Source organism: Novipirellula caenicola, from assembly GCF_039545035.1.
GTDB lineage: Bacteria > Planctomycetota > Planctomycetia > Pirellulales > Pirellulaceae > Novipirellula > Novipirellula caenicola.
This window is the reverse complement of the sequence record NZ_BAABRO010000005.1, coordinates 566,797-589,109: the sequence shown is the minus strand read 5'-3', so window position 1 is coordinate 589,109 and position 22,313 is coordinate 566,797. Positions and strand designations below refer to the sequence as shown.

Below are 22,313 nucleotides of genomic sequence, written 5' to 3'. Positions count from 1 at the left end.
CTCCGCGATCATAGCGTTTCGATCACCCCGGAAAACGAAAGCTGTTGATGGTATGTTGATTGAGTCGTACGACGGACTTCCTAGTCCGTCGAATACACCATTGACGGACTAGGAAGTCCATCATTGGCCTCTTGCCGAAGGAAACGTCACGAAATCAACAAGCCGCTGAGCTACTTAGCCGCTTCGGCTGGCTTCGCTTCCTCTTTGGTCTCAGGCTTGGCCGATTCCTTTTCCGCCTTGGCTTTTTCAGCAGCAGCTTTTTCTGCCGCTGCTTTTTCTGCCGCTGCTTTTTCTGCCGCTGCTTTTTCTGCCGCTGCTTTTTCTGCCGCTGCTTTTTCTGCCGCTGCCTTTTCGGTCGCTGCTTTCTCGGCCGCTTCCTTCTCCGCAGCCGCCTTCATCTCGGCCTGTTTCTTCTTTTCCGCTTCTTCTTTTTGTTTCTTTTCCTTTAGCTCGCGAGCCTTCTTTTCTTGCTCCTTCTTTTCACGCTCCAATTTCGCTTGCTTTTCTTTTTGGAAAGCTTCGATTTCTTCTTTGCTCGGGCGGATGGGGAACGTCCCACTGGCCAATCCACGATCGACAATCCACACGTTGCGGAAACGAACTGGATCGCCATGGTCTTGGAACAGCGTGGGCAGCAAATTGGGTTCTTCGGGTTTCCCGGCGCCGGTCGGTCCTGGCAACTCGACATCGTCTTGAACTTTCACTCCGTTGAGCCAGCTGGTCACGTGAGCGCCACGGATCTTGTTGCCTTCGGCGTCCCAGCGAGCCGCGGTGAACTGGATGTCATAGGTTTGCCAACGCAGTGGTGGATAACACATGTTCAAATCGGGAGTACGGAAGCGGTACAACGCTCCACAACCATTGAACACGGCCGGAGTGGCGAACGAATCGAGCACTTGGCATTCATAACGGCCGTGCAAATAGATGCCACTGTTGCCTCGGGCTTGGTCCAGTGCTTCGGGCATATAAGGCAAGCGAAACTCGAGATGCAGATTGAAATCTTGCATCATTGGTTTGATCATCGTGCCGTGCATCAACAAACCATCTTTGGTCATCTGGCCGTTGATAAACTGGTCAGTCGACGTGCCGTCAAACAGCACCATCGCATCGGCTGGCGGCGGCGCGTGCAACGTCGAACTCTCACGCTCGACGCGTTTCAGTTCCCCCAGCCGGCTTCCCTTGCGGTCCAAAACCAGACAGCCGTCCTTTTCCACAAACACGGCGTAGGGGCCACCCGAGAGCACGACAAAATCGTCACTGCGACGGCCGATCAACTGCACCATCTCGGTCTTGTGTCCTTCTTCGCCGGGCAAGCCGCCGAGGTACTGAATCGCCTCGAACGTATCGTTGCCGATGGGCCGAATTTGCAAAGCCACCACGTTGTTGTCTTCGCTATCCGTTTTAATCGGACCAACAAACTCGCCCATCAGCGGAAAATTGGGTTCCGAATCTGGCGTCTCGGTGTAGACGGGCCCCTTGTTGCCAGCGGCCATCACTTGCGTGGGTCCGGACAATCCACTGTTTGAGACTAGAAGAGCAAAACAGACGCTGGCTAGCGTGTATCGTGACCGAGAGATCATGTTCGTTTCGTTTCTGCGGGGGAAAGGAGAGAGGTTCGTGGGGGAGAGAAAGATCTGCGGGAAATCGCGATCGGTGATGACGGACTTCGTCCGCTCCTAAAATAGTTAGCGGGTCCTCGGCGGGCTACGGTTTTGCCGCGATTTCTTGCCGTAAACCCATCGTTTTGGCGAGGTTTCGCATTGTAGCGATGCCCCCGGCCACAGGATTCGAGTTAAGATATTTTCAATTGGTTTTCCTCTCACTCCCCCCAAATTGCCTCTACACAGCATGAAATCCCCCCTTCTAGCGACCCTAATCGCACTTGTCGCCACGGCGGTCACCCAAGCTGCCTCGCCGCCGAACATCGTCTTTATCTTTACCGACGATCACTGTGAACAAGCACTCAGTGCGTACGATCCGGCCCGCATCACCACGCCGAACCTCGACCGCATCGCCAACGAAGGCATGCGGTTCGATCGCTGCTACGTCACCAATGCGATCTGTGGCCCCAGCCGAGCGGTGATCCAAACCGGTAAATACAGCCATATCAATGGCTTCAAAACCAATCGCGATCGCTTCAACGGCGACCAGCAAACGTTTCCAAAATTGCTCAAGGCCAACGGCTATCAAACCGCCGTGGTCGGCAAGTGGCACCTCGTCTCTACCCCGCAGGGCTACGACTACTACGACGTCTTGAAGGGGCAAGGCCCGTACTACAATCCGCCGATGTTGACCGCCGGACCCGATGGCAATCCCGTCATGCGGCCGCACACCGGATACACCACCGAGATCATCACCGAAAAAACGTTGGCGTGGCTCAAAGAGCAACGTGACCCCAACAAGCCCTTCATGCTGATGTGCCAACACAAGGCGCCGCATCGCAATTGGATGCCCAGTCCGAAGTACCTCAACTGGCTCGACGACGTCACGATCCCCGAACCCGAAACGCTGTGGGACGACTACTCGGGTCGCACCCGCTCTGCATCGCGTCAACAGATGACGATCAAGGAACATCTCAACTCCAACGACCTGAAACTGACCGGCTATGGAACGATGAACGCCGAACAACGCAAAGCTTGGGACGCCGCCTATGGCCCCAAGAACGAAGCGTTCAAAAAGGCGCAGGCCACGATGACCGAGAAAGAGATCGTCCAGTGGAAGTACCAGCGTTACGTCAAAGATTACCTTCGCTGCGTCAAGAGCGTTGACGACAGTGTCGGAGCGGTGCTGGACTATCTAGACGAAGCCGGTTTGGCGGACAACACCGTCGTCATCTACTCGTCGGATCAAGGTTGGTACTTAGGCGAACACGGCTGGTTCGACAAACGTTGGATGTACGAAGAATCGCTCAAAACGCCGTTGATGGTCCGCTGGCCTGGCGTGGTGAAACCGGGCTCGGTCAACAACGACATTGTTTCGAATCTTGATTACGCCGAAACGTTCCTGGACATCGCCGGAACCGACATCCCCAGCGACATGCAAGGCCGCAGTTTGGTGCCAATTTTCAAAGGCAACACGCCCGCAGATTGGCGAAAGACGTTTTACTATCACTACTACGAAAACCCAGGGGCTCATAATGTCGCCCGGCACTATGGTGTGACCAATGGCCGTCACAAGCTGATTCGCTTTTATGCACTCGAAGGCGAGGCGATTGATGATTGGGAATTGTTTGATCTGCAAAAGGATCCCAACGAGTTGAACAGCGTCTATGCAAACCCCGAATACGCCAGCGTCCGGGCGGAAATGGAATCCGAGCTCGCTCGGTTGCGAAAGCAATACGACGATGAAACGCTCGACCCGATCCAGCCGATTCGCAAGCGAGCCAAGCAGCAACGTCGCTGATCGCGCTGCGAACCATCGTCGTCGATCGCCGCACCGTTCGGAATGTCGCTGATTGCGCTGCGATCAAAACGACGGCTGCGGACGCTAGTCAGCTCGACGGTTCCCTCGATTCCGCGCTCGAGTACCGAGCGAACCTTCCCGCTGCAAACCGTCTCCAACTTCGATGTTGGAGTGGGCTGCGGGGGCAATTTTGTCGCAAAAGCGGTGTGGTTTTCGGAATCGTTAGCGGCAATAAAATCAGCAAAACCGGCATGATCCACTCCTCTGAGTGGTCTGCAATCGGTTTTGCGGGATGCGACGGCTGTTTTTTTGGCGAAGAAAACGAGCGGGACTTGACGAAGGATGGGGCCAGTCAGTACGCTTTGCGACAGACAAAACGACCTTCCGGGGGATTAGCTCAGTTGGGAGAGCGCTTGCATGGCATGCAAGAGGTCATCGGTTCAAGTCCGTTATCCTCCACTCAGAAAGCCGCTTGTGAAATCACAAGCGGCTTTTTTCGTGCGCCGATCTCCTTGAGCATCAACGATTTGCGGCATTTCATAACATTCCGCCACGTGTGAGTTCACTGGCGATGTCGGATTGTGTCGGACTTCAACGTGCGAGAGTACTAAGACGTTCGCTGAGAACCAGAGCCGCGTGATTCGAGATCGCCGACGTTCTTCGAACGAACACACTGCAAACCGCGCCGACACTTGCCTCAACCCTCCGAAGGCATTGCCGCCCACCACAGCAACATGCTCTGTTCCCATGTTGGCCAAACAAAATGGTCGGCCTCTTCGGGATGTATCCGAAGACGCTTGGCTAGTGGTTGGAGGAGAGCGAGTGTGCTGGCACGGTGACTTCGATCAGCATGCCTGGGAGAAAATCGGTCTCCAAATCCTCCAGTTTACGATCGTCCAAAATCTTGCATCCGTATCCGCGCTGGGTTGCCTGTTGCAATAAACGTTCGATGGCTGGCAAATGTCCGTAAGCCAGCAAGCAGCGTCCGCCAATGTTTAAATGTTGCGGCAATCCATCGAGCAACGAATCCATCAAGGCAAAATTTGGATCGTAAAAGGCGTGTTCCGCTGGCTTCTCGACCGTGCCGTCTTCCCAGGGTGGATTGGAAAGGATCAGATCGAATCGTTCGCGATCGCCGATCGTGGAAAAGGCCATCGGTGCATCATGGGGGACTTGCCGTACATCCGCCTGCGTCGATTCGGTGAGCATGGCGATGTTGTATTTCGCGTTGTTCACAGCCGCCGGATTGATGTCGGTCGCGACCACCGAGTTGGCGTTGTACTGCAAGCAGAGCACGGCGATCAGTCCCGTGCCCGTCCCGATCTCCAAGACATCGCGACTGCTGCAAATCCCGTCCTCGACAATCAGCTTGCGCAGCGAGATCGTGTCCGCCGGTTCCCAGAACACCGATTCAAACTGGACGATGTCACCGTGCATCACGCCTTCGGCGGTCCACGTTTGCGCCACCTTAAAGGGATAATCCACTTCGTCGCGTTGGTCACGCGAACAGCCATTGGCAAGGCAGAGAGCTAGCGAACCTACAAGGAATCGGCGGCGCGAATGAGAATGCAACACGATGTTATAAAAACAGGCTGAAGGAAGGGGCAGGAACAGGGACGGGGCCATCATGTTCCCCACGAACCGGAGGCAGTGATTTTAGTCGAAGTCGCGTAGCGTAACCTCGGGGGCTTCTTGGCCGGTTCGTTCTGGCCGCAAAAATCGATCGACTTGCCGAGCACGGCCACTTTCGTTGGAGCTTGGGGACGAGCACGGAGCTTGGGGACGGAGCACAATTGCGACCACAGCTATAGCCTCACCCGGGGAAAGAGTACGATCCCAGCAAAAGAGTAGCAACGCTCCCCGGTTGCTAGCGTGTCCTGCGATTATTCATTCACTGCCCAGGCTGACGCATCACTGCGATCATTTCCGACTACCACCACCCCCATTTTTTGCTACGGAGAAAGACATAACGCAGTCGATAACAAGATGGTACATGGTTGTGCCGCGTTTGCTCTAGTCTTGAGCCGAGTAGGTGCGATCGGCATCGGTCATCGAACGCAACGCACCGGCAATCAGCCGCATTGCCGGACCCTAGTCCTCACAGGGTGACCCCGCCTGCCGCAGCATCATGCTCTGTCTCCGACGTAGTCTAGTCGCAATGCCACACAAGAAACCTAGCTTGCCAGAGAAAACCTGCGTCGTCTGTGGACGAACGTTTCAGTGGCGGAAGAAATGGGCAAAGGTTTGGGACGAGGTCAAGTATTGTAGCGACAAGTGCCGGAAACATCGCGGCGATACGGCGAGTGAAAAGGAAAAGCAATCATGAAACGACTTGCTGCCGCCCTCGCTGCTCAGATGCTTTTTGTCGTCGTGGCATTTTGTGGTTTCGGCTTTTTGGCAACGTTCGAGCCGACCGATAACGCGCTAGCGTTCCGAGTCGGCTACGTGGTTATCGGGATTGGATGCCTCGCCGCAGCGATACTCTTGACCGCAAACGCGGTTCGAAACGGAACTCTAACTTGCCCGTCAACGTGATTCGCCGCGCAGACCGATTGAGCCAAGTGATCATACTGAGCTCAATCATCGAAAGAATCGCAAAGGCGAGCCAGATCGAGCCAGATCGAGCCGGCTGCTATAGCTGGTTCACCTGCGGCGGCAGCACGCGGCTATGATGAATTTCGTCGGTCAGAAACCCGAGTGCTTTGGGTCGTACGACACCAGGAAGTGTAACGACATCATAAAGCTCTTGAATGTTTCCCTCGATACGAATCCACTGGACGGCATCACCGCTCCGCAAATCGATCACTTGCAAGCCACAACGGGCACGGGCGCCTCGTTTGGCCAAATTTTGATCCAAGTCCAATCCGTGGAACGAGTTTTCGCGTCGCGGAAGTGACAGCCCAACCACGGCGTAATCACCGACGAACGCCAGCCCACGCGCGTAACCGGGACAAAATGCGATGGGCTCGAATTTGCCGGTGGCCAAATCGATGAATCCGAGATTGCCGCGACCCGAATCAAGTAGCCACAATCGGTCTCGATAGACTCGAGGCGAATGTGGCATCGACAGTCCCTGCGTGATGATCTCGTTGGAGGTGATGTCGATCACGCAACCCCCATCGGCACGAGCGTCTCGCCAACCATCGACAATGTCACTTTGACTACAACAAGTCACATAGCGAGCTTGACCGTCTTTCAAGGCCAACCCGTTAAGGTGACAGCGGTCCTCCCAAGCAATCTTGCTGATAAACGGCGGATGCCACAGCGGTTGGAGATTGTAGCGGTCGCTCGTCGTCGCCAAGCAACTCGCCATGGTGCTGACAAAGACCAGTCGTCCATCGGATTCCATGGCTACGTCATGAGCATCGACGTCGCCCGTGGTATAGCCAACGCGTGGCACGTAAACGCGGTCATACCCGTCATCCATTTGGCCGGCAACAAGCATGTTCTCCATCCGCCAAATCTGGTAGACCGACGCCAAACAGAGTGTCTGTGAATCACTCCATAAGCCCATGCATCGAGCAAACTTGCGTTCAAAGATGGAAATCTTATTGTCCGCTTGGCGGCCGATCAAAAACAACTCGCCTGACTGATAGGTACTCAGCGCAAGACTGACGTTTTCACTAGCCAGCCACGAGGTAAAGTTACGAGAACTGAGAATATTGAAACCAAGCGGCGACGTTTGTGGGATCGAATTTAGCATGGGAATAAATATACCAAGCGATGTGGTATGTAACCAATTTTTTTATGCTGCAATAAGTCCGAACGTGCTCGGTAACCGCTATGGCAATGCGATCACGGGGTGATAACGAAGCAAGCTTGGCCACACTACAAAACCACGATCTCCGCAGGAAACCTTTGAATCAATTTGATGCCGGTATGGCTGTACAGTGCATGGGTGTGCAGCGTGCAAGTAACTGTATCGATCGATTTCGACGAGTGCAGCTGTCGCTTCTTCACAGCGTCATTGATTTTTCCCAATCAGAATTTTTTCACCACACTTCCACTGCAAATTTGCAACAATAGTATGCACCTACTGAACTCACATGGGAGTCATTGCTGCCTATTGTACCCGAGTTTGATGCGAATGATCTCCATTCAACACCAAGTTTTCAAGGCAAAGAATAATGCCCCGATCTCCCCGGCCTGTGACGTGGTTTGATTCTGAGCGACCTCCATTACAAATGGATAAACGAGCACTTCGCAACCGTCGACGACGTCGATTGCGTTTGGAACTACTTGAGACTCGCAAACTTTTGGCGGGCAACTGCGATGCGGTAATCGTCGCCGGCGACTTGCAGATCACGTGTGACGCCGAAGACAACGATATCGCGATCGAAGCGGTGGCTGGATTTTTTGAGGTGACCGGCAACGCGGGCACCACGATCAATACGCTGCCGGCCGACTCGTTTGCTGTGCCTGCGGTCACGGGAGACGTGATCGTGAACCTACGTCAAGGCGATGACAACGCTTATATTAATAACGTTGCCATCGCAGGTAATCTCAACATTCATGGCGGTGACGGATCCAACCAAATCGTTATTGAAATGTCTGACATCGCAGGTGACGTAACAGTCAACAATGGTGACAGCAATCTGGTATCCACAACCAAGATAAGTGCCCAGGTCACCCAATTCATCGAAAACACGATTGGCGGCGACGTCAACGTTTCCAACGGTGACAACACCGCTAACAACACGTCCATCAATGCCATTGGCACCCAAACCGATGTGATTGACAATGTCATCGGTGGGCACGTCGTCGTCCGCAATGGCAACGCGACCGCCACCAGCGATGATACGGTGGCGAATGGTAACGTGGTGACCGTGATTTTCAACGACATCGATGGAGGTGTGGATGTCACCAGCGGCAATGGCTCGGGCGGTGGAACCCCTCTATTGCTAAGCCGTGGTAACTCTACCTCGATTTTCGTGAACGAAATCGCAGGCGGCGTGGCAATCAATCATTTGGACGGCCATAGTGCATCAAACGCTGAAGACAACTACGGTAACTATGCGATCGTTTCCGATAATTTGGAAATCGGAGGTGACGTCCAGATCAACCAGCGGAATGGGACAGCGCAAAGCACCTACGGTTACGCAACCGCCAACTTCGCTAGTGTTAGCTCCAATGGTTCGATTCAAGGCGATGTTTCTGTTAAACACCATGACGCAAACGCCACGTCGGACGAGGCGGATGCCTATGGCAATTACACGATCGTCAATAACAACGACACGATTGCGGGTGACATCCGAATCGAGCAGCGTCATGGCACGGCGAATAGCACGACCGGTTACGCCAGTGGAAATCTCGCGGGGGTTTACGGCAATGGGATCGTTGGCGGAATTGGCGGCGATGTCTGGATCAGTCAAGGCAGAGGCAACGCCACCGGGTATGACGCTGGCGGTAATTTCAATGTTGTCGGATTCAACGGAATGATCGCTGGCGATGTAACGATTAAGAACCTCGATACGATGGCGACGGCATCTGGCAGCAATGCGGCTGGAACGTTGAACTTCGTCTCGTACAACGAATCGATTGTCGGTGATGTCTCGATCCAAACTCGCACGGGAAGAGGAACATCGGATGGTTACGCTTCGTTCGCTGCTGGCAACGATTCGTTCGTCACTGGCAATTTCATCCAAGGGGATGTCGAGATCCAACATGGTGCTGGCTTTGGTACAACCACCGGTGACTACAGCACGAGTAGTGGCAACTACGGAAACATCGCTGAAAACGAAATTTTGGGCGATGTCTCGCTGATCAATTCAAAAGCGACAGCAACCTCCAGTGGCGACAGCGGCTACAGTTACGCGAATTCGGCCTTCGTTGACGCAAATATCATCGACGGCGATGTAACGATCCGGCAATATCCCGGCACGGCGGTCTCCAGCGGGTACGGTGGCACTGCCGCGGGCGTCTATACCGAGCTATATGGCAATGCCATTGCGGGCGACCTCAATATTTTGGTTTTCAATGGGACGGGTACGAGCGATTTCACCTACGATAGCTTCGCCCGAATCAGCGACAGCCTTATCGGCGGAGACATCCACTTTACCGGCGCCGCCAATGGACGCGATGAAGTGATCCTCGACTCGGTGGAGGTGATCGGCAAGTCGGTGATCGGCACCCGTACCGGTGACGATTCCATTTCCGTGACCGACTGTGTGTTCGGCGATGCAGTCCACTTGCTCGGAGGCTCCGGAGCCGATGAGTTTTTTGATGGCGGCGGGAACACTTTCCCCGGCGGCTCGCCAATCTTGGGTTCAATTACCCCCGTTCCCTAGCAGCAGCCCGGGGACTAGCAGTCGAGGGACAGAGCACAATTGCAGAGCACAATTGCAACCACAGCTCACACCCTCACTCGGTGGGGAGATTGGGGACAGGGGGAGATTGGGGACGGAGATTGGGGACAGAGCACAATTGTGACCGCAGCTCATCTCCGCACCCGGGGAAAGAGTACGATCCCGGCAAAAGAGGAGCAACGCTCCCCGGTTGCTAGCGTGTCCTGCGATTATCCATTCGCTGCCCAGGCTGACGCATCACTGCGATCATTCCCGACTACCACCGTCCCCCATTTTTCGCTACGGCGAACGACATGACGCAGTCGATATCAAAAGGGTGCATGGTTGTGCCGCGTTTGCTCTAGTGTTGAGCCGAGCAGGTTGCGATCGGCATCGGTCATCTAACGCAACGCACCGGCAATCAGCCGCATTGCCGGACCCTAGTCCTCACAGGGTGACCCCGACTGCCGCAGCATCATGCTCTGTCCCCAAGCATCGTCCTTGCTCGGAGGCTCCGGAGCCGATGAGTTTTTTGATGGCGGCGGGAACACTTTCCCCGGCGGCTCACCAATCTTGGGTTCAATTACCCCCGTTCCCTAGCAGCAGTCGGGGGACGAGCAGTCGGGGGACAGCAGTCGGGGGACAGAGCACAATAGCAGTCGGGGGACAGAGCACAATTGCAACCATAGCTCATACCCTCACTCGGTGGGGAGCTTAGGGACAGGGAGTTTGGGGAGTTTGGGGACAGAGCACAATGGGAGATTGGGGACGGAGATTGGGGACAGAGCACAATTGTGACCGCAGCTCATCTCCGCACCCGGGGAAAGAGTGCGATCCCGGCAAAAGAGGAGCAACGCTCCCCGGTTGCTAGCATGTCCTGCGATTATTCATTCGCTGCCCAGGCTGACGCATCACTGCTATCATTCCCGACTACCACCGTCCCCCATTTTTCGCTACGGCGAACGACATGACGCAGTCGATATCAAAAGGGTGCATGGTTGTGCCGCGTTTGCTCTAGTCTTGAGCCGAGCAGGTTGCGATCGGCATCGGTCATCTAACGCAACGCACCGGCAATCAGCCGCATTGCCGGCCCCTAGTCCTCACAGGGTGACCCCGCCTGCCGCAGCATCATGCTCTGTCCCCGAGCATCTCTGTCCCCGAGCATCTGCTCTGTCCCCGAGCATCATATTCCCTACAGCGATGGCAGTCTCAATTTGCGGATAACCTTCACCGGGAGAAACAGATTTTGAGGATCATCTTCTAGTGGCGTGAATCCGTATTTGAGATAGAACTGTTTAGCGTGATCGTTAATGGCTTCGACTTCTACCGCCTGAATGCCAATTCTTGCTGCCAGATACTCGGCTCGCCGGAGGGCGTCCATCAACAGGAACTCCCCAAGTCCTTCCCCATGTGCGTTTTTATCGACAGCGAGCCTGCCAAGCAGCACAACGGGTATGTCAATTTGAGGTAATCCTTTGGCTTGATCGTCGGGCAACGCTTCGAAAACAACCGTGTGGTTCGAGAGGGCGTAGTATCCCCTGATCGTAACACTGCCATCTTCGACGAGGACATACGTTCGAGCAAGATCTCGCTTTTCGTACTGGCTAATCTTCGTCGCAAGCCAATCATTCAGTACCTCAACACCGCAGTCGAATCCGGTACGATCATGACTTTTTCGCTCGAATGGCTCAACGGTCCATGCGGAGTTGCTCATTTAACCAAGTCGCTTCTTGTAACGACGAGCCGCAGCCTTTAATGCATCGTTTGGCTTTGCATCTGACGCCTGAAGAGCCTCTAAAAACGCATCACGATCCCGATTGGATAGTCGTGTGAACTGAGCCTCTTGAATCACCTGACGTGCTTCTCGCACGACAGTCGAGACGGTGAATTCACTGACCGTCTGCCCAAGGGCGGTCGCCGCTTCTTCAATGATCTGCTTCAAGTCACTTGCTAAGCGAACGTTGATTCGAGCATCGTTATTTGTTGTCGCCATTCCGATCCTCCAAAGTTGCCAAAAATAGAAAGTGGCGTATTGCCACTGAATGATACACCACAGCCCGCAGTGTGGCAATATGCCACATCGATACCGTTTATTGCTCTGGCGAGGCGTCTGAAATTTCGGCCGCAAGCTCGGATAACGTGTCGGACAAGGAAAAGGCGGTTTCCGCAAACTCCTTGTAAATAAGCACTTACGGCGACCACGATCACGTTTGATGCGAATGTAGATCAATCATGGTTTGATCGCGCGCGTTGCGATGAAGGTGTCGAGGAAGTTTGAGAGCGGATCGGAATCCGATTCGCCGTAGCGGTCCTCGTAAAAACCCGCCAGCAGAAAACCCGCTTTCAATTGCCCGCCGATTTGATCTTCCAGCGTGTGGCCGAACTCTAACGCGAACCCTGATTCAATCGCCTGTTTGATGTGCGGCTGATCCAGGTAATCCAGGTCGGAATAAGGCAGCGGATAGCGAACCTCCAGATTTCCATTCTCCTTTCGTTCATCGTCGAAGATGTACCGAACCGGATTGGTGAATCCTGCCATCAAAATGCCACCGCTTCGTAACACCCGAAAGCATTCTTGCCAAACGGGTAACACGCTTGGAACGAACGTGTTTGAGCAGGGGTGAAAGATCAAATCAAATGATTCGGATTCGAACACCGACAGATCGACCATGTCGCCTTCGACAAAACTGATCTGCAGTCCGTCACGCTCGGCGACCATTCGATCTTGGTCCAATTGTCGTGGCGAGTTGTCAAAGACCGTCACTTCCGCGCCGGCCGCTGCAAGCACCGGAGCCTGTTGACCACCCGCCGAGGCAAGGCAAAGCGTCTTTACCCCATTGAGTGGTGGGAACCAATCGGCGGGCACCGGAGTTGTAGGCGTCAAGACGATTTCAAACTCACCATTTCTAGCCTTCCGAATCGTTTCTTGATCCACCGGTTTGGTCCATCGGTTGCCTTCGCGGACCTGCTTGTCCCACGACCGACGATTGTGCTCGCGAACGTCATCTTCGTTCATGCATGATTCCTTGGGGTATTGTTCCGATCTTCTCAAATGATGACTGAACGACCTTTCGCGTCGTCACTAGTGGATGCCGTATTACAAGATCGATAAGCATCGGTGTCTCACCATCCACTCGGCAATTGCCAGACACCGGGCGTGATTAATTCGACCGAATTGCCAGCTGGATCGCGAAAGTAGATGGACTGTCCGCCGGCGGGCCATTCCACTTCGGCTTCGATCTGGACGCGATGATCCTGCAGGTGTTGCCGCCAATCACCGAGCGACTGTCTTTCAATGCCTAACGCGAAATGGCCTGGTCCCATTGCACCATGATGCGGCAGCTTGTCTCCCGTGCATGTCGTCTTCGGATTGAACGCGAGCAGAACCTGGGCCTGGCCGACTCGAAAGAAAACATGCCGCGTGGGCTCTTTGGCAATCACATCCAGACCAAGGATTCGTTGATAGAAGTCTTCGGCGGCATCGAGGTCGTCGACATAGATCGCCGTTTCAACAACCGACAGCACTTTCATTTCAATTCACCATCCAATGCAGAAACGCAACCGCGACACGACTGCCAGATTCAAATCGGGTCTCGCATGCGATAGGTCACAGCACAAACAGACGCAAATTATTGCAACCGCCCTATCCAGGCGTGAATTCGATACTTCACTACTCAGACTTTATCCGTTTCAGCGTAACGAAAATGTGCTGGTTCTCAGCCGTGGAAGAAAACTCAGTGGGCCGAACCTTTCCCGAGGGTGCAAAGCACAATTTCCGAGCGTTCTTTTCGAGTTGATAGATTCCGAAAAACTGCTTGCCTTTTGCGTCCCCTTCGCTCGGCGTGAAGTCAATCGTCTTTGGCTTTGTTGTTGGGTCGAAAGTGCTGGTCCCCATCGCGACTTTGCGATCGTCAGACCAGAGGGTCCATGCGCCCTTATCGTCGTTAACCACGGTAAACTTTGCGGCGTCTTCATCCTTCGACTTGTTCCCCTGGATGACCAGTTCAACGATTTGCCATTTCCCTTCAATTTTCTTGCGATCTTCTTTGATCGCTTCGGCTTTCGCATCGTCAGCCGAGGCTACGGACGAAAGCAAGAATCCAGCAAGCAACAGACTGGAAAACAAATATCGCATCGTGGTCATCGTCGTAGCCTCCACCAGCATTCGAAAGAAACCAAGCACCCACACCAATTATAATGCACTAGCGGTGACCGCTGCTTCATCAACCTTAGAGCCGCGGAACGTGTGCGGTTGTTTTAGGGGCGTTTTCGTGTAATCGAAAGTCTTGACGGCTTGTTGATTTGATGAAGTCTCCTGCGGCATGGGGTGTAGGATGGACTTCCTAGTCCGTCAATGGTGGATTCGACGGACTAGGAAGTCCATCGTACGACTAAAACAACAAGCCGCCCGCGACTTCCGCTACCGGTTTTCAGATCTGTTTTAATGTAAGGTTCCGACCCTAACCGATCTCACACGTTAGCATGTCACCGCGGATGCCGCGAAACCAATGGCCTCGTCGTGGGTTTCATTGGAGGGAATCCGCATTTACTCACTTGAACCGAACCAAGCGATCCATGATGAATCATCGACGATATTTCCTCACAATTTTGTGTCTCGCCTTGACGGGAATCGGCACGTCCACGAGTCATGCTCAAACCGCATCCCAAGAAACCAGCCCCCAATTCAAACGTCTCGATCGCAACCGAGATGGCAAACTGACCGACGACGAGTTCTCTGGGCCGCTGTTCCGCCGCATCGACACGAATCAGGATGGCGTCATCAGCGTCGCAGAAGACCAAGCATTTACGCGTCGCGCCGGTCGTGGGCCAGCCGCGGCAGTCACAACATCCGTCCAGGCTGAACTTGATCTGCCTTATGCCGGCACGGACAATCCGCGGCAAACACTTGATTTGTATCTACCCAAGACACGCAAGGACGACAAGCCGTTGCCGGTTGTCGTTTTCATCCACGGCGGCGGTTGGCAAAACGGGGATAAAAAGGGTGGCTACGGGCCCCTTGCTCCGCTGGTCGAAAGCGGCCAATACATCGGAGTCTCGGTCGGATACCGACTCAGTGGCGAAGCGATCTGGCCCGCGCAAATCCACGACTGCAAGGCTGCCATTCGTTGGCTGCGAGGCAATGCGAAACGCTACAACCTAGACCCTGACAAAATCGGCGTGACGGGCACTTCGGCTGGCGGACATCTCGTCGCAATGCTAGGAACGACCGGCGATGTCCCCGAACTCGAAGGCCAACTGGGCGACCACCTAAGTCATAGCAGTAGCGTCAATTGCGTCGTCGATCAGTACGGTCCCACCGATCTGCTGTCGATGGGTGGTTGGCACGACGATGCGAATTCACCCGAGTCCAAACTCGTGGGCGGAACGCTTCAAGAGAACCCAAAGGCAGCCCGCAACGCTTCACCGATCACGTATGTCTCGAAGAACGATTCGCCGTTTCTGATCATCCACGGAACCGATGACCGCGTGGTACCGCTGGATCAATCCGAGCAGCTGCACGAAGCACTCAGCAAGGTCGGAGTCGAGTCGATGCTGGTTCCGGTGCAAGGAGGCGGGCACGGCCGATTCTCGTCGCCGGAAGTCGCCAAGCGGCTGAAACAGTTTTTTGACAAGCATCTGCTTGGCAAAGAGGTAACGATTTCAAGCGAACCGATTCCGCAGCGAAGTAACAATCCAAAGTAGGCAACGCCTGAAGAATCATCGACGGATTGTCGCTGATATGTCGGGAAGAGCACCTTGATCCGTCAGCGGTCACGGTCAAAACATAGCGTTGTGGATTCGTCGCTGTAGCCTAAGAATCCGGTAGTGTGCCGCGCGGTCTGGATCGGACGATTGGTTCGCCGCTGCTGCAACGTAAGCGATATACTCGTCTTGATCCGGAGTGCTGCACAGCATCAAATCCGTAAACACGCGCGCGGCATCTTGATTGAATCCCTCTGCACTCAATTGTTCGGCAAGTTCTAGTGCTGCGGATGGACTGAACGCGAGGCACCGGGCGTGCATCTTCGTCCGTTCCCCCTCGGCTGCATCCAAGTTCGCTTGGCACAAGCCTGCCATGTACAGATGAAACGGCGAACCAAATCTTTCAGGTCCACTCCAGCGACGCTCCGACCACCAACTCCATGCCCTCAGAAAGAAGTCACTCGCGAGATCATACTCTTTTCGATCCAATGAATCTCGACCATCCAGAACTAACCTGTCGAGTGAGTTTGTCGATGGTTCCTTCTCGCGATTTCGATACTCACTTAATAATCCATACCGCGTAAAGACCGCAACAGGGAAGTAGGGAACCATAAACGGCTCCACCGAATCCTTGAATGGATCGTCCGTCGTTCCGTCGTTCAGGATCTGAAACGGATGGGTTAGCATTTTTCGTATCTCACTCACGTCCTCGCGACCAGAAACAATTCGATCCACACTCTCTAACCGGCTCACGAACGAAATTTCAGGATTGTCGTTAAAATTCAATCGCCAAAGCTCAGCGGCTTCATCAGAGAGACTTGGCAACTTTCGATCAGAATAAACTTGACGAAAGAACGACATCGGAACTTCGTCCTCCTTGTGCAATTCACTTACGATTTTCCAAGCCTCTTGCCGATGCCCATGCTCGTAAAGTGATATTGCGATTTTTTCCAAGTAGTCCAATTCCTCGGCTTCACTCAGGTTCCCCCGCTTGGCATATCGTAAGAGCGTTTGAAGCACCGCCCCCCCGAGCTCCTTTTCACCTTCGGTATCAAGTGCAATCCCGATCTTCAGCAAACGATCGAGCGAGTCGACACGGTCTTCGATCGGATACCACGCATGGTTTGCCAAACGATCATAAAGTTCATCTAGATCATCGCGTTGCTTACGGACGATGTTCATCGCCGGCGTCGGGTCCGCTTCAAAATAGAACCAGAACAACGAGTCTGCGGGAATGTGCTCGCGGATCGCGTTCAGCGCTATCACGCGTTCCTCATTTGCCAGGATGGAATCACAGGCAATTTGCAAAGCGTCGAAAACCTCGGAGTTTTCTTTGAGGCACAGTAAGATCTGACCTAGCAACGCAGTTCGTTCTTCAGCGAGATTCAATCGAGAACAAATTTCGTACTGAATACAGTTCGATGCAAGTTCAGCGGATTTGTTGTTCGAATGTTCATAATCAGGCACTCGAAGACTTTTGGCTGCACTCCAATCGAACCGTTCGATGGCATCGAACCAAGCGAGTTCTTGTCCGGCTCTTTTCGCTTGTTTCAGAGTCCGCACTTCGCCTTGGCCCGAAAGATGAGCGAAGAGCAATGTGTCAACTTCGCCGATCTTGGCGTCTTGAAGCTTGCTTAATCGCTCTAAAGCAACTGACATCTCATCGCTGCGAATTGCACTTTGAATCGATCGATGTAACGAACTGATGTAGTAAGATCGCAGTGAGTCATCGCGGGCGCTCTTCGCGAGTCCAATCAGTTTGTCGATTTGCCCATTCTTCCAAACAGCATCAATGTAATCAGGATTGGAACTCAGTTCTCGTATCGAATTTCGATCTCGCTCGTTGAGAAAAATCGTCACAATGCCATTGGCAAATCGCTTGGAGTTCATCGCGTCATGAAATCCGGTGATTCGATGGAAGTTCCAATAGAAATTTAGTCGACGTCTCGAGTCGTCCTTGGATGCGTCCATCGAATCAATGAAAAGGCTTAGATCCCTGCTCTCGATGTAGAATTTCTTTGCACCTGGCAAGGTGAGGTATTCCTGCTTGTCACGATCCTGCATTTCTTGGCTAAACCGCTCCCAGCAACCGTCATGCAGAATCCAATTCAATGCATCTGCTTTGTCATGATCATTAAGAGTTAAACGGACTCCTTCGCGTTTTCCCCTTTCGATCATGTCGATCAAAAGCGACGCCTTCTCACCACGCGACCTGAATTGTGCGATTGCCGAGCCATGAGTGTAGAGACTCCAGCGGGATTTCAAGCTTGGTTTCCAATTGCGTTTTCCATCGGCAAGATCGCGGAGAAGATCGAAATGGCCCAAGGCAATCAGTTTATGGATTACGTTCGCCGAGTCGAACAGGGTTGCGAGATACACTTCCGAATCAGAGCGTTGAAGCAATTCATCCCAAACACCATTGATCTCGTCGCCCGTCATCCGGTCAGTGAGCTGGTGAAAGTGCAGTGACTTTTGCAAAACGCGAAATCGTGCCTCGGGGTCAGTGATCCGGTAGGCTGCGTCAATAAAACTGCGGCCTCGTTGCGTTGTTGCAAAGTAATATGGCACACGGGATGCATATCCAAGTGACAACTCAAAAACGTTGGCATTCGAACGCTCTATTTCACTCATTAGCGAAGTGAAGAGGGGTGTCGTGACCAATTGGGTATTGAACTCGTGACTATTTCGATTGAGCATGACAATACAAAGTTCACTTTCAATCTCCGCGTCGCCATTTGCCACCCTTTGAGAATACTTGACAAGCACGTCCACAGATTTGCTGGGCGTGGATTGACAAACTCTCCGTGCAATCTTTCGGCTGAGCTTTGCATTTTTCACCTCGCCAAACGCTTTCAGCACGCGGATTGCTTCGTCCTCTTTTCGCCCGCTCATCCTCAAAGTCATACCACGCAGGATCCCATCATGGCTCTCTTCGGGTACGAGCGTCATGAGTGGTTCAAAGACCGAAAACTGGTCGAGCATGACGAGATCAATGGCTAGGTTTCGCGACAGCGCCTTGGCGATGACCGTTTTTAAAAACTCGCGGGCAGAACTCGTTGGAGAAAGCAACAACGATAACTCACCAGTGGACTTTCCGATGAGCGCTGCCCGAAACCACTCTTGCAAAAGTAGTTCGGTTGCGATTTGAGTGCCGTGGCCCTCGCTCAGGATCGCAAAGGACCAAAGTTTCTTCGCATACATCGGTCCATGAACATCTCCCAATTGTTGCACAAAGTCCTGAAGGAATTGAGAACATTGATAGTTGTTTACAAATTCAATCAACCAGAGAAATTCAATGACTTTGTTCTGTTGGAGGATTACGGAAGGCAGCGTTTTGTAATACGCCTCCTCTTTGTCCCGAAAGAGACGATTGACCGCATCGAGACGCACCGAATCGTCATCTTCGTTAAGCAACACATCGATCATCTTGCTGTAAACTTTGGCATTCTGTTCCGAAAAACCGCTCCGAAACTCTGAAGTGACCACTTGCCACAGTTTTTTACGACTGTAGGGTTCTTTCTCCGTTGCAATCGCAGGTAGCACGCCAAGAAGGATGTCGTTACGACCTAGTTCGAACATGGTCCGAATGGCGAATGATTTGTCGTCACAAGCCGCAAACCACGCTTCGGTGTTCGCCGAATTTGGGGCGTCTGTCGATGAGAGTTCAAATTCGCTTAGATCTCGAACGAAACGAATACTTTTTCGCACGCTTGCATTATCGTGACTCGCGTGCTGATGGATCCATTGCGACCAATCCGCATGATGACGCCACAAGTGCATTATCGCCCGACTTCGCAACAGAGAATCATGGCTCTGCAGGTGTTTTAATAGATCGCCTGGATCGATGCCTTGGCTATCAGAACGCAGAGGAGTCGACGTTTGACCGACGGTCCACGTCGACATAGGAATCAAGCACAAGAAGAGAGCAAGTAGAGAAGATCGCATTTGCCGACTGCCTGAAAGGGAAACTCTGAACGACGTCGCTCATTGTAGCACACGAATGCGTCGAGATACCACAAAGAACGGGCGTTGCCGACTCGAGCAGCGAGCCGGATGTAGGCGACATCGGTGACTTATCCCTAAACAAGCGTAACGTGTTTACAACTTGTTGATTTACTGAGCCGCGATGCGTCAGCGGCCGGGTACCACCCGCTACCCACTGCCTTACGACCAATGCCGTCTACGTTCGCCCCAACCAGGTGATTTTCGTAGCGAAACGGCGCAAGCCGCCCGGTAAATTTCGAACATATTACTCGCTACAACCCGGCGGTCGCCGCGCCGCTACCCAAAGTAGATGGCATTGGCCATACGGTTCACGGCTCACCGTTGCGTTTTGTGTTTGGATTAAATCAAAAAGCCGTTTGAGTTTTCCGTCGTTTCGGGTGGATGTCTGCATCCGATCGAAGATCGTTTTTTTTATGCCGCCGTCCGGCGCTCTCAGCAAGCTATACTTGCGGGAACTTGGGGATCGGTGCCACGAACTTTGCGTGCACAATCCTCTGAATCCCCATAACCGCAACAAATCAACGATCCCATGAAATTTGATCCCGACGACTGGCGAGACTTCGACTGGCGTGACATCGACTTCCGACAATTGCGTCTGCTGTGGGTGATCCCAGCGGTCCTGCTGGCCCTGGCTGTCTTCTCGAGCGTTTACACCGTGCAAGCCGAATCCGAAGGCGTGGTGCTGCGATTCGGTAAATATGTTCGCAATGCCGAACCAGGACTGCGATTCAAGTTGCCTTTCAATATCGAACGCGTGTTCATGGTGCCGGTCAAACGCCAACTAAAACAAGAGTTTGGTTTCGGAACCTCCGGTGGAAGCAACCCAAACCAATTTTCCGCCGAGCAGACGCTCGAACGTGGCATGGTAACGGGTGATTTGAACGCCGCGACGGTCGAGTGGATCGTTCAGTACCGAGTCCAAGATCCCGAGCTCTATTTGTTCAAAGTTCGCAACCCCGACAACACGCTGCGTGACCTGTCGGAATCGGTCATGCGTACCGTGGTTGGCGACCGCACGGTCGACGAAGTGATCACCGTTGGACGTCAAGAAATCGAATCCGATGCTCTGACTCAGCTACAAGAAATGGTGAACAAATTCGAGCTCGGACTAAGCATCGACCAGGTTCAACTGAAGAATGTGAATCCGCCGTTGCCTGTCCAACGTTCGTTTAACGAGGTCAACCAGGCTCAGCAAGAACGCGAGCAGTTAATCAACGTGGCCAATGGCGAATACAACAAAGTCGTGCCGCGAGCCAGCGGCGAAGCCGAACAAAAGATCCAAGCTGCCGAGGGCTACGCGCTGAAACGCGTCAACGAGGCCGAAGGGGATGTCGCTCGATTTAACGCGGTGATGACCGAGTACCTGAAAGCTCCCGAGGTCACCAAACAACGCATTTATGTCGAAACGATGCGTCAGATCGTTCCCAAGCTTGGCAAAAAGATCATCATTGACGAAAACGCCAGCCAGATTTTGCCTCTATTGCAACTGTCCACCGAATCCACAAAGAACTGATCATGAAAAACATTCCTATTCCCGCTCTGATCGGATTCGGGCTGCTGTTTACGTTTTTGTTGTACAACGCGTCGTACACCGTGGATGAAACCGAACAGGTAATCATCACCCAGTTTGGTAAACCGGTGGGCGATCCGATCAGCGACGCCGGGCTGCACTTGAAGATCCCCTTTATTCAGGAAGTCACCCGAATCGAGGAGCGGATTCTTGAATGGGACGGTCGTCCCAACGAGATGCCGACCAAAGACAAGACCTACATTATCGTTGACACGTTTGGACGTTGGCGGATCAATGACGCCAAGCAGTTCTTTCTGCGACTTCGAGACGAGCGGAGTGCTCAATCACGCTTGGACGATATCCTGGGCAGTGAAACGCGTAACGCGATCGCCAAACATGAATTGATCGAAGTGATCCGGACCACCAAGGACCGGCAACCTGTTCGCGACGCGGTGCTTGTCGATGCACCCGGGAACGTCGGAGTGCTGTATCCGATTAGCAAGGGGCGAGCCAAGATCGAGAAAGAGATCTTTGACAAGGCTGCCGGAAAGCTGAGCGATTTTGGGATCGAGCTGCTTGACGTTCAATTCAAGCGGATCAATTACAACGAGAGCGTTCAGCAGCGAATCTATGACCGCATGATCAGCGAACGCCAACAGATTGCCGAGCGATTCCGCAGCGAGGGCGAAGGCGAAGCGGCCAAGATTATCGGAAAGAAAGAACGCGACTTGCTGGAGATTGAATCCGAAGCCTACAAACGGGTTCAACAAATCCAAGGAGCCGCCGACGCCAAGGCAACCGAGATCTACGCCAGTGCCTATAACCAGAGCGAAGACTCAGTGTCGTTCTATGAATTCATCAAAACGATGGAGACGTATCAAGAGATGCTCGGCGGCGATAGCACGTTGATCATGACGACCGGCAGCGACATCTTCAAATTCCTCAAGCACGTCGATCCTGACGGCAAGTAAGGCGGACTCGGTAGCCACTCAAGCATGAATCTTCGAGACGCTGTGTCCGCCGGGACAAGCTCCCACGGAAGGATTGAGGCAGAAAAATGGGTGACTCTCAGATTCAAGAGCCCCATTTTCTTACCTCTATCTTCCTACCAATCTATGGTTTCCTTCTTTGAAGCGACATAAAATCTGCGTTTAAAGGCCCGCGGCTAGCGACGTCGGCTCAATTCTTTTGGATGGGTTAGGCTCCAACGACTCCGGCCCCTTTGTCGATCTATGTTGGCCCCATGACTAGCGTTCATACGCAGCGCTGTGAAGCATTTCGTAGCGGAACTCGTCAAGAGTTTCGGGGACATACACCTTGGAACGAAAGTCTTGACGACTTCCGCTACGCTAAATTAGCACAATCCCTGTAAGGAAAAATACTTCACAGCGTTAATCCATACGGCTAAC

The 22,313-nt window shown here is 53.2% G+C and carries 15 protein-coding genes and 1 tRNA gene; 7 read left to right on the top strand and 9 right to left on the bottom strand.

Annotated elements, in window-relative coordinates:
* Positions 1–170: 170 nt before the first annotated feature.
* Positions 171–1,580, bottom strand: coding sequence for a 3-keto-disaccharide hydrolase (locus tag ABEA92_RS13855; protein WP_345684426.1), 1,410 nt, complete (start codon positions 1,578–1,580; stop codon positions 171–173).
* A 268-nt stretch (positions 1,581–1,848) separates the two neighbouring features.
* On the opposite strand from ABEA92_RS13855, the gene ABEA92_RS13850 reads away from it, so the two are divergent.
* Both ABEA92_RS13850 and ABEA92_RS13845 read left to right on the top strand, forming a co-directional pair.
* Positions 1,849–3,402 carry a sulfatase family protein gene (locus ABEA92_RS13850; protein ID WP_345684425.1) on the top strand — a complete coding sequence of 518 codons (1,554 nt, stop codon included), beginning with the start codon at positions 1,849–1,851 and terminating at the stop codon, positions 3,400–3,402.
* A gap of 386 nt (positions 3,403–3,788) precedes the next feature.
* Positions 3,789–3,861: transfer RNA gene (locus tag ABEA92_RS13845), tRNA-Ala, on the top strand.
* 342 nt (positions 3,862–4,203) lie between these two features.
* Here ABEA92_RS13845 and ABEA92_RS13840 read toward each other — a convergent pair.
* Positions 4,204–4,974 carry a methyltransferase gene (locus ABEA92_RS13840; protein ID WP_345684424.1) on the bottom strand — a complete coding sequence of 257 codons (771 nt, stop codon included), beginning with the start codon at positions 4,972–4,974 and terminating at the stop codon, positions 4,204–4,206.
* A gap of 556 nt (positions 4,975–5,530) precedes the next feature.
* On the opposite strand from ABEA92_RS13840, the gene ABEA92_RS13835 reads away from it, so the two are divergent.
* The gene (locus tag ABEA92_RS13835; protein WP_345684423.1) at positions 5,531–5,728 is read left to right on the top strand and encodes a DUF2256 domain-containing protein; all 198 of its coding nucleotides are present in this window, start codon (positions 5,531–5,533) and stop codon (positions 5,726–5,728) included.
* Between the two features lie 306 nt (positions 5,729–6,034).
* On the opposite strand, the gene ABEA92_RS13830 is transcribed toward ABEA92_RS13835, so the two are convergent.
* Complete coding sequence (locus ABEA92_RS13830) at positions 6,035–7,105, bottom strand: TIGR03032 family protein (RefSeq protein ID WP_345684422.1); 1,071 nt, start codon at positions 7,103–7,105, stop codon at positions 6,035–6,037.
* Between the two features lie 481 nt (positions 7,106–7,586).
* Between ABEA92_RS13830 and ABEA92_RS13825 the strand changes: the two genes are divergently transcribed.
* The gene (locus tag ABEA92_RS13825; RefSeq protein WP_345684421.1) at positions 7,587–9,689 is read left to right on the top strand and encodes a beta strand repeat-containing protein; all 2,103 of its coding nucleotides are present in this window, start codon (positions 7,587–7,589) and stop codon (positions 9,687–9,689) included.
* Between the two features lie 1,189 nt (positions 9,690–10,878).
* Here the strand turns inward: ABEA92_RS13825 and ABEA92_RS13820 are convergent.
* From ABEA92_RS13820 to ABEA92_RS13800, 5 genes are all read right to left on the bottom strand, one after another.
* Complete coding sequence (locus ABEA92_RS13820; protein ID WP_345684420.1) at positions 10,879–11,400, bottom strand: GNAT family N-acetyltransferase; 522 nt, start codon at positions 11,398–11,400, stop codon at positions 10,879–10,881.
* A complete protein-coding gene (locus ABEA92_RS13815) occupies positions 11,401–11,679 on the bottom strand; it encodes a type II toxin-antitoxin system TacA family antitoxin (protein ID WP_345684419.1) in 279 nt (92 codons plus the stop codon).
* Between the two features lie 237 nt (positions 11,680–11,916).
* Positions 11,917–12,702, bottom strand: coding sequence for a class I SAM-dependent methyltransferase (locus tag ABEA92_RS13810; RefSeq protein ID WP_345684418.1), 786 nt, complete (start codon positions 12,700–12,702; stop codon positions 11,917–11,919).
* A 107-nt stretch (positions 12,703–12,809) separates the two neighbouring features.
* Positions 12,810–13,217 carry a VOC family protein gene (locus tag ABEA92_RS13805; protein ID WP_345684417.1) on the bottom strand — a complete coding sequence of 136 codons (408 nt, stop codon included), beginning with the start codon at positions 13,215–13,217 and terminating at the stop codon, positions 12,810–12,812.
* Between the two features lie 139 nt (positions 13,218–13,356).
* Positions 13,357–13,830 carry a TIGR03067 domain-containing protein gene (locus ABEA92_RS13800; RefSeq protein WP_345684416.1) on the bottom strand — a complete coding sequence of 158 codons (474 nt, stop codon included), beginning with the start codon at positions 13,828–13,830 and terminating at the stop codon, positions 13,357–13,359.
* A 431-nt stretch (positions 13,831–14,261) separates the two neighbouring features.
* Between ABEA92_RS13800 and ABEA92_RS13795 the strand changes: the two genes are divergently transcribed.
* The gene (locus tag ABEA92_RS13795; RefSeq protein ID WP_345684415.1) at positions 14,262–15,389 is read left to right on the top strand and encodes an alpha/beta hydrolase fold domain-containing protein; all 1,128 of its coding nucleotides are present in this window, start codon (positions 14,262–14,264) and stop codon (positions 15,387–15,389) included.
* 75 nt (positions 15,390–15,464) lie between these two features.
* Here ABEA92_RS13795 and ABEA92_RS13790 read toward each other — a convergent pair whose 3' ends face one another.
* Positions 15,465–19,292 (bottom strand): hypothetical protein, encoded by a 3,828-nt coding sequence (locus ABEA92_RS13790; RefSeq protein ID WP_345684414.1) that lies wholly within the window; start codon positions 19,290–19,292, stop codon positions 15,465–15,467.
* A gap of 631 nt (positions 19,293–19,923) precedes the next feature.
* On the opposite strand from ABEA92_RS13790, the gene hflK reads away from it, so the two are divergent.
* Complete coding sequence (gene hflK, locus ABEA92_RS13785; RefSeq protein WP_345684413.1) at positions 19,924–20,907, top strand: FtsH protease activity modulator HflK; 984 nt, start codon at positions 19,924–19,926, stop codon at positions 20,905–20,907.
* Positions 20,908–20,909: 2 nt separating this feature from the next.
* Positions 20,910–21,875, top strand: a complete 966-nt coding sequence (gene hflC / locus ABEA92_RS13780) for a protease modulator HflC (RefSeq protein WP_345684412.1) — start codon at positions 20,910–20,912, stop codon at positions 21,873–21,875.
* Positions 21,876–22,313 lie beyond the last annotated feature (438 nt).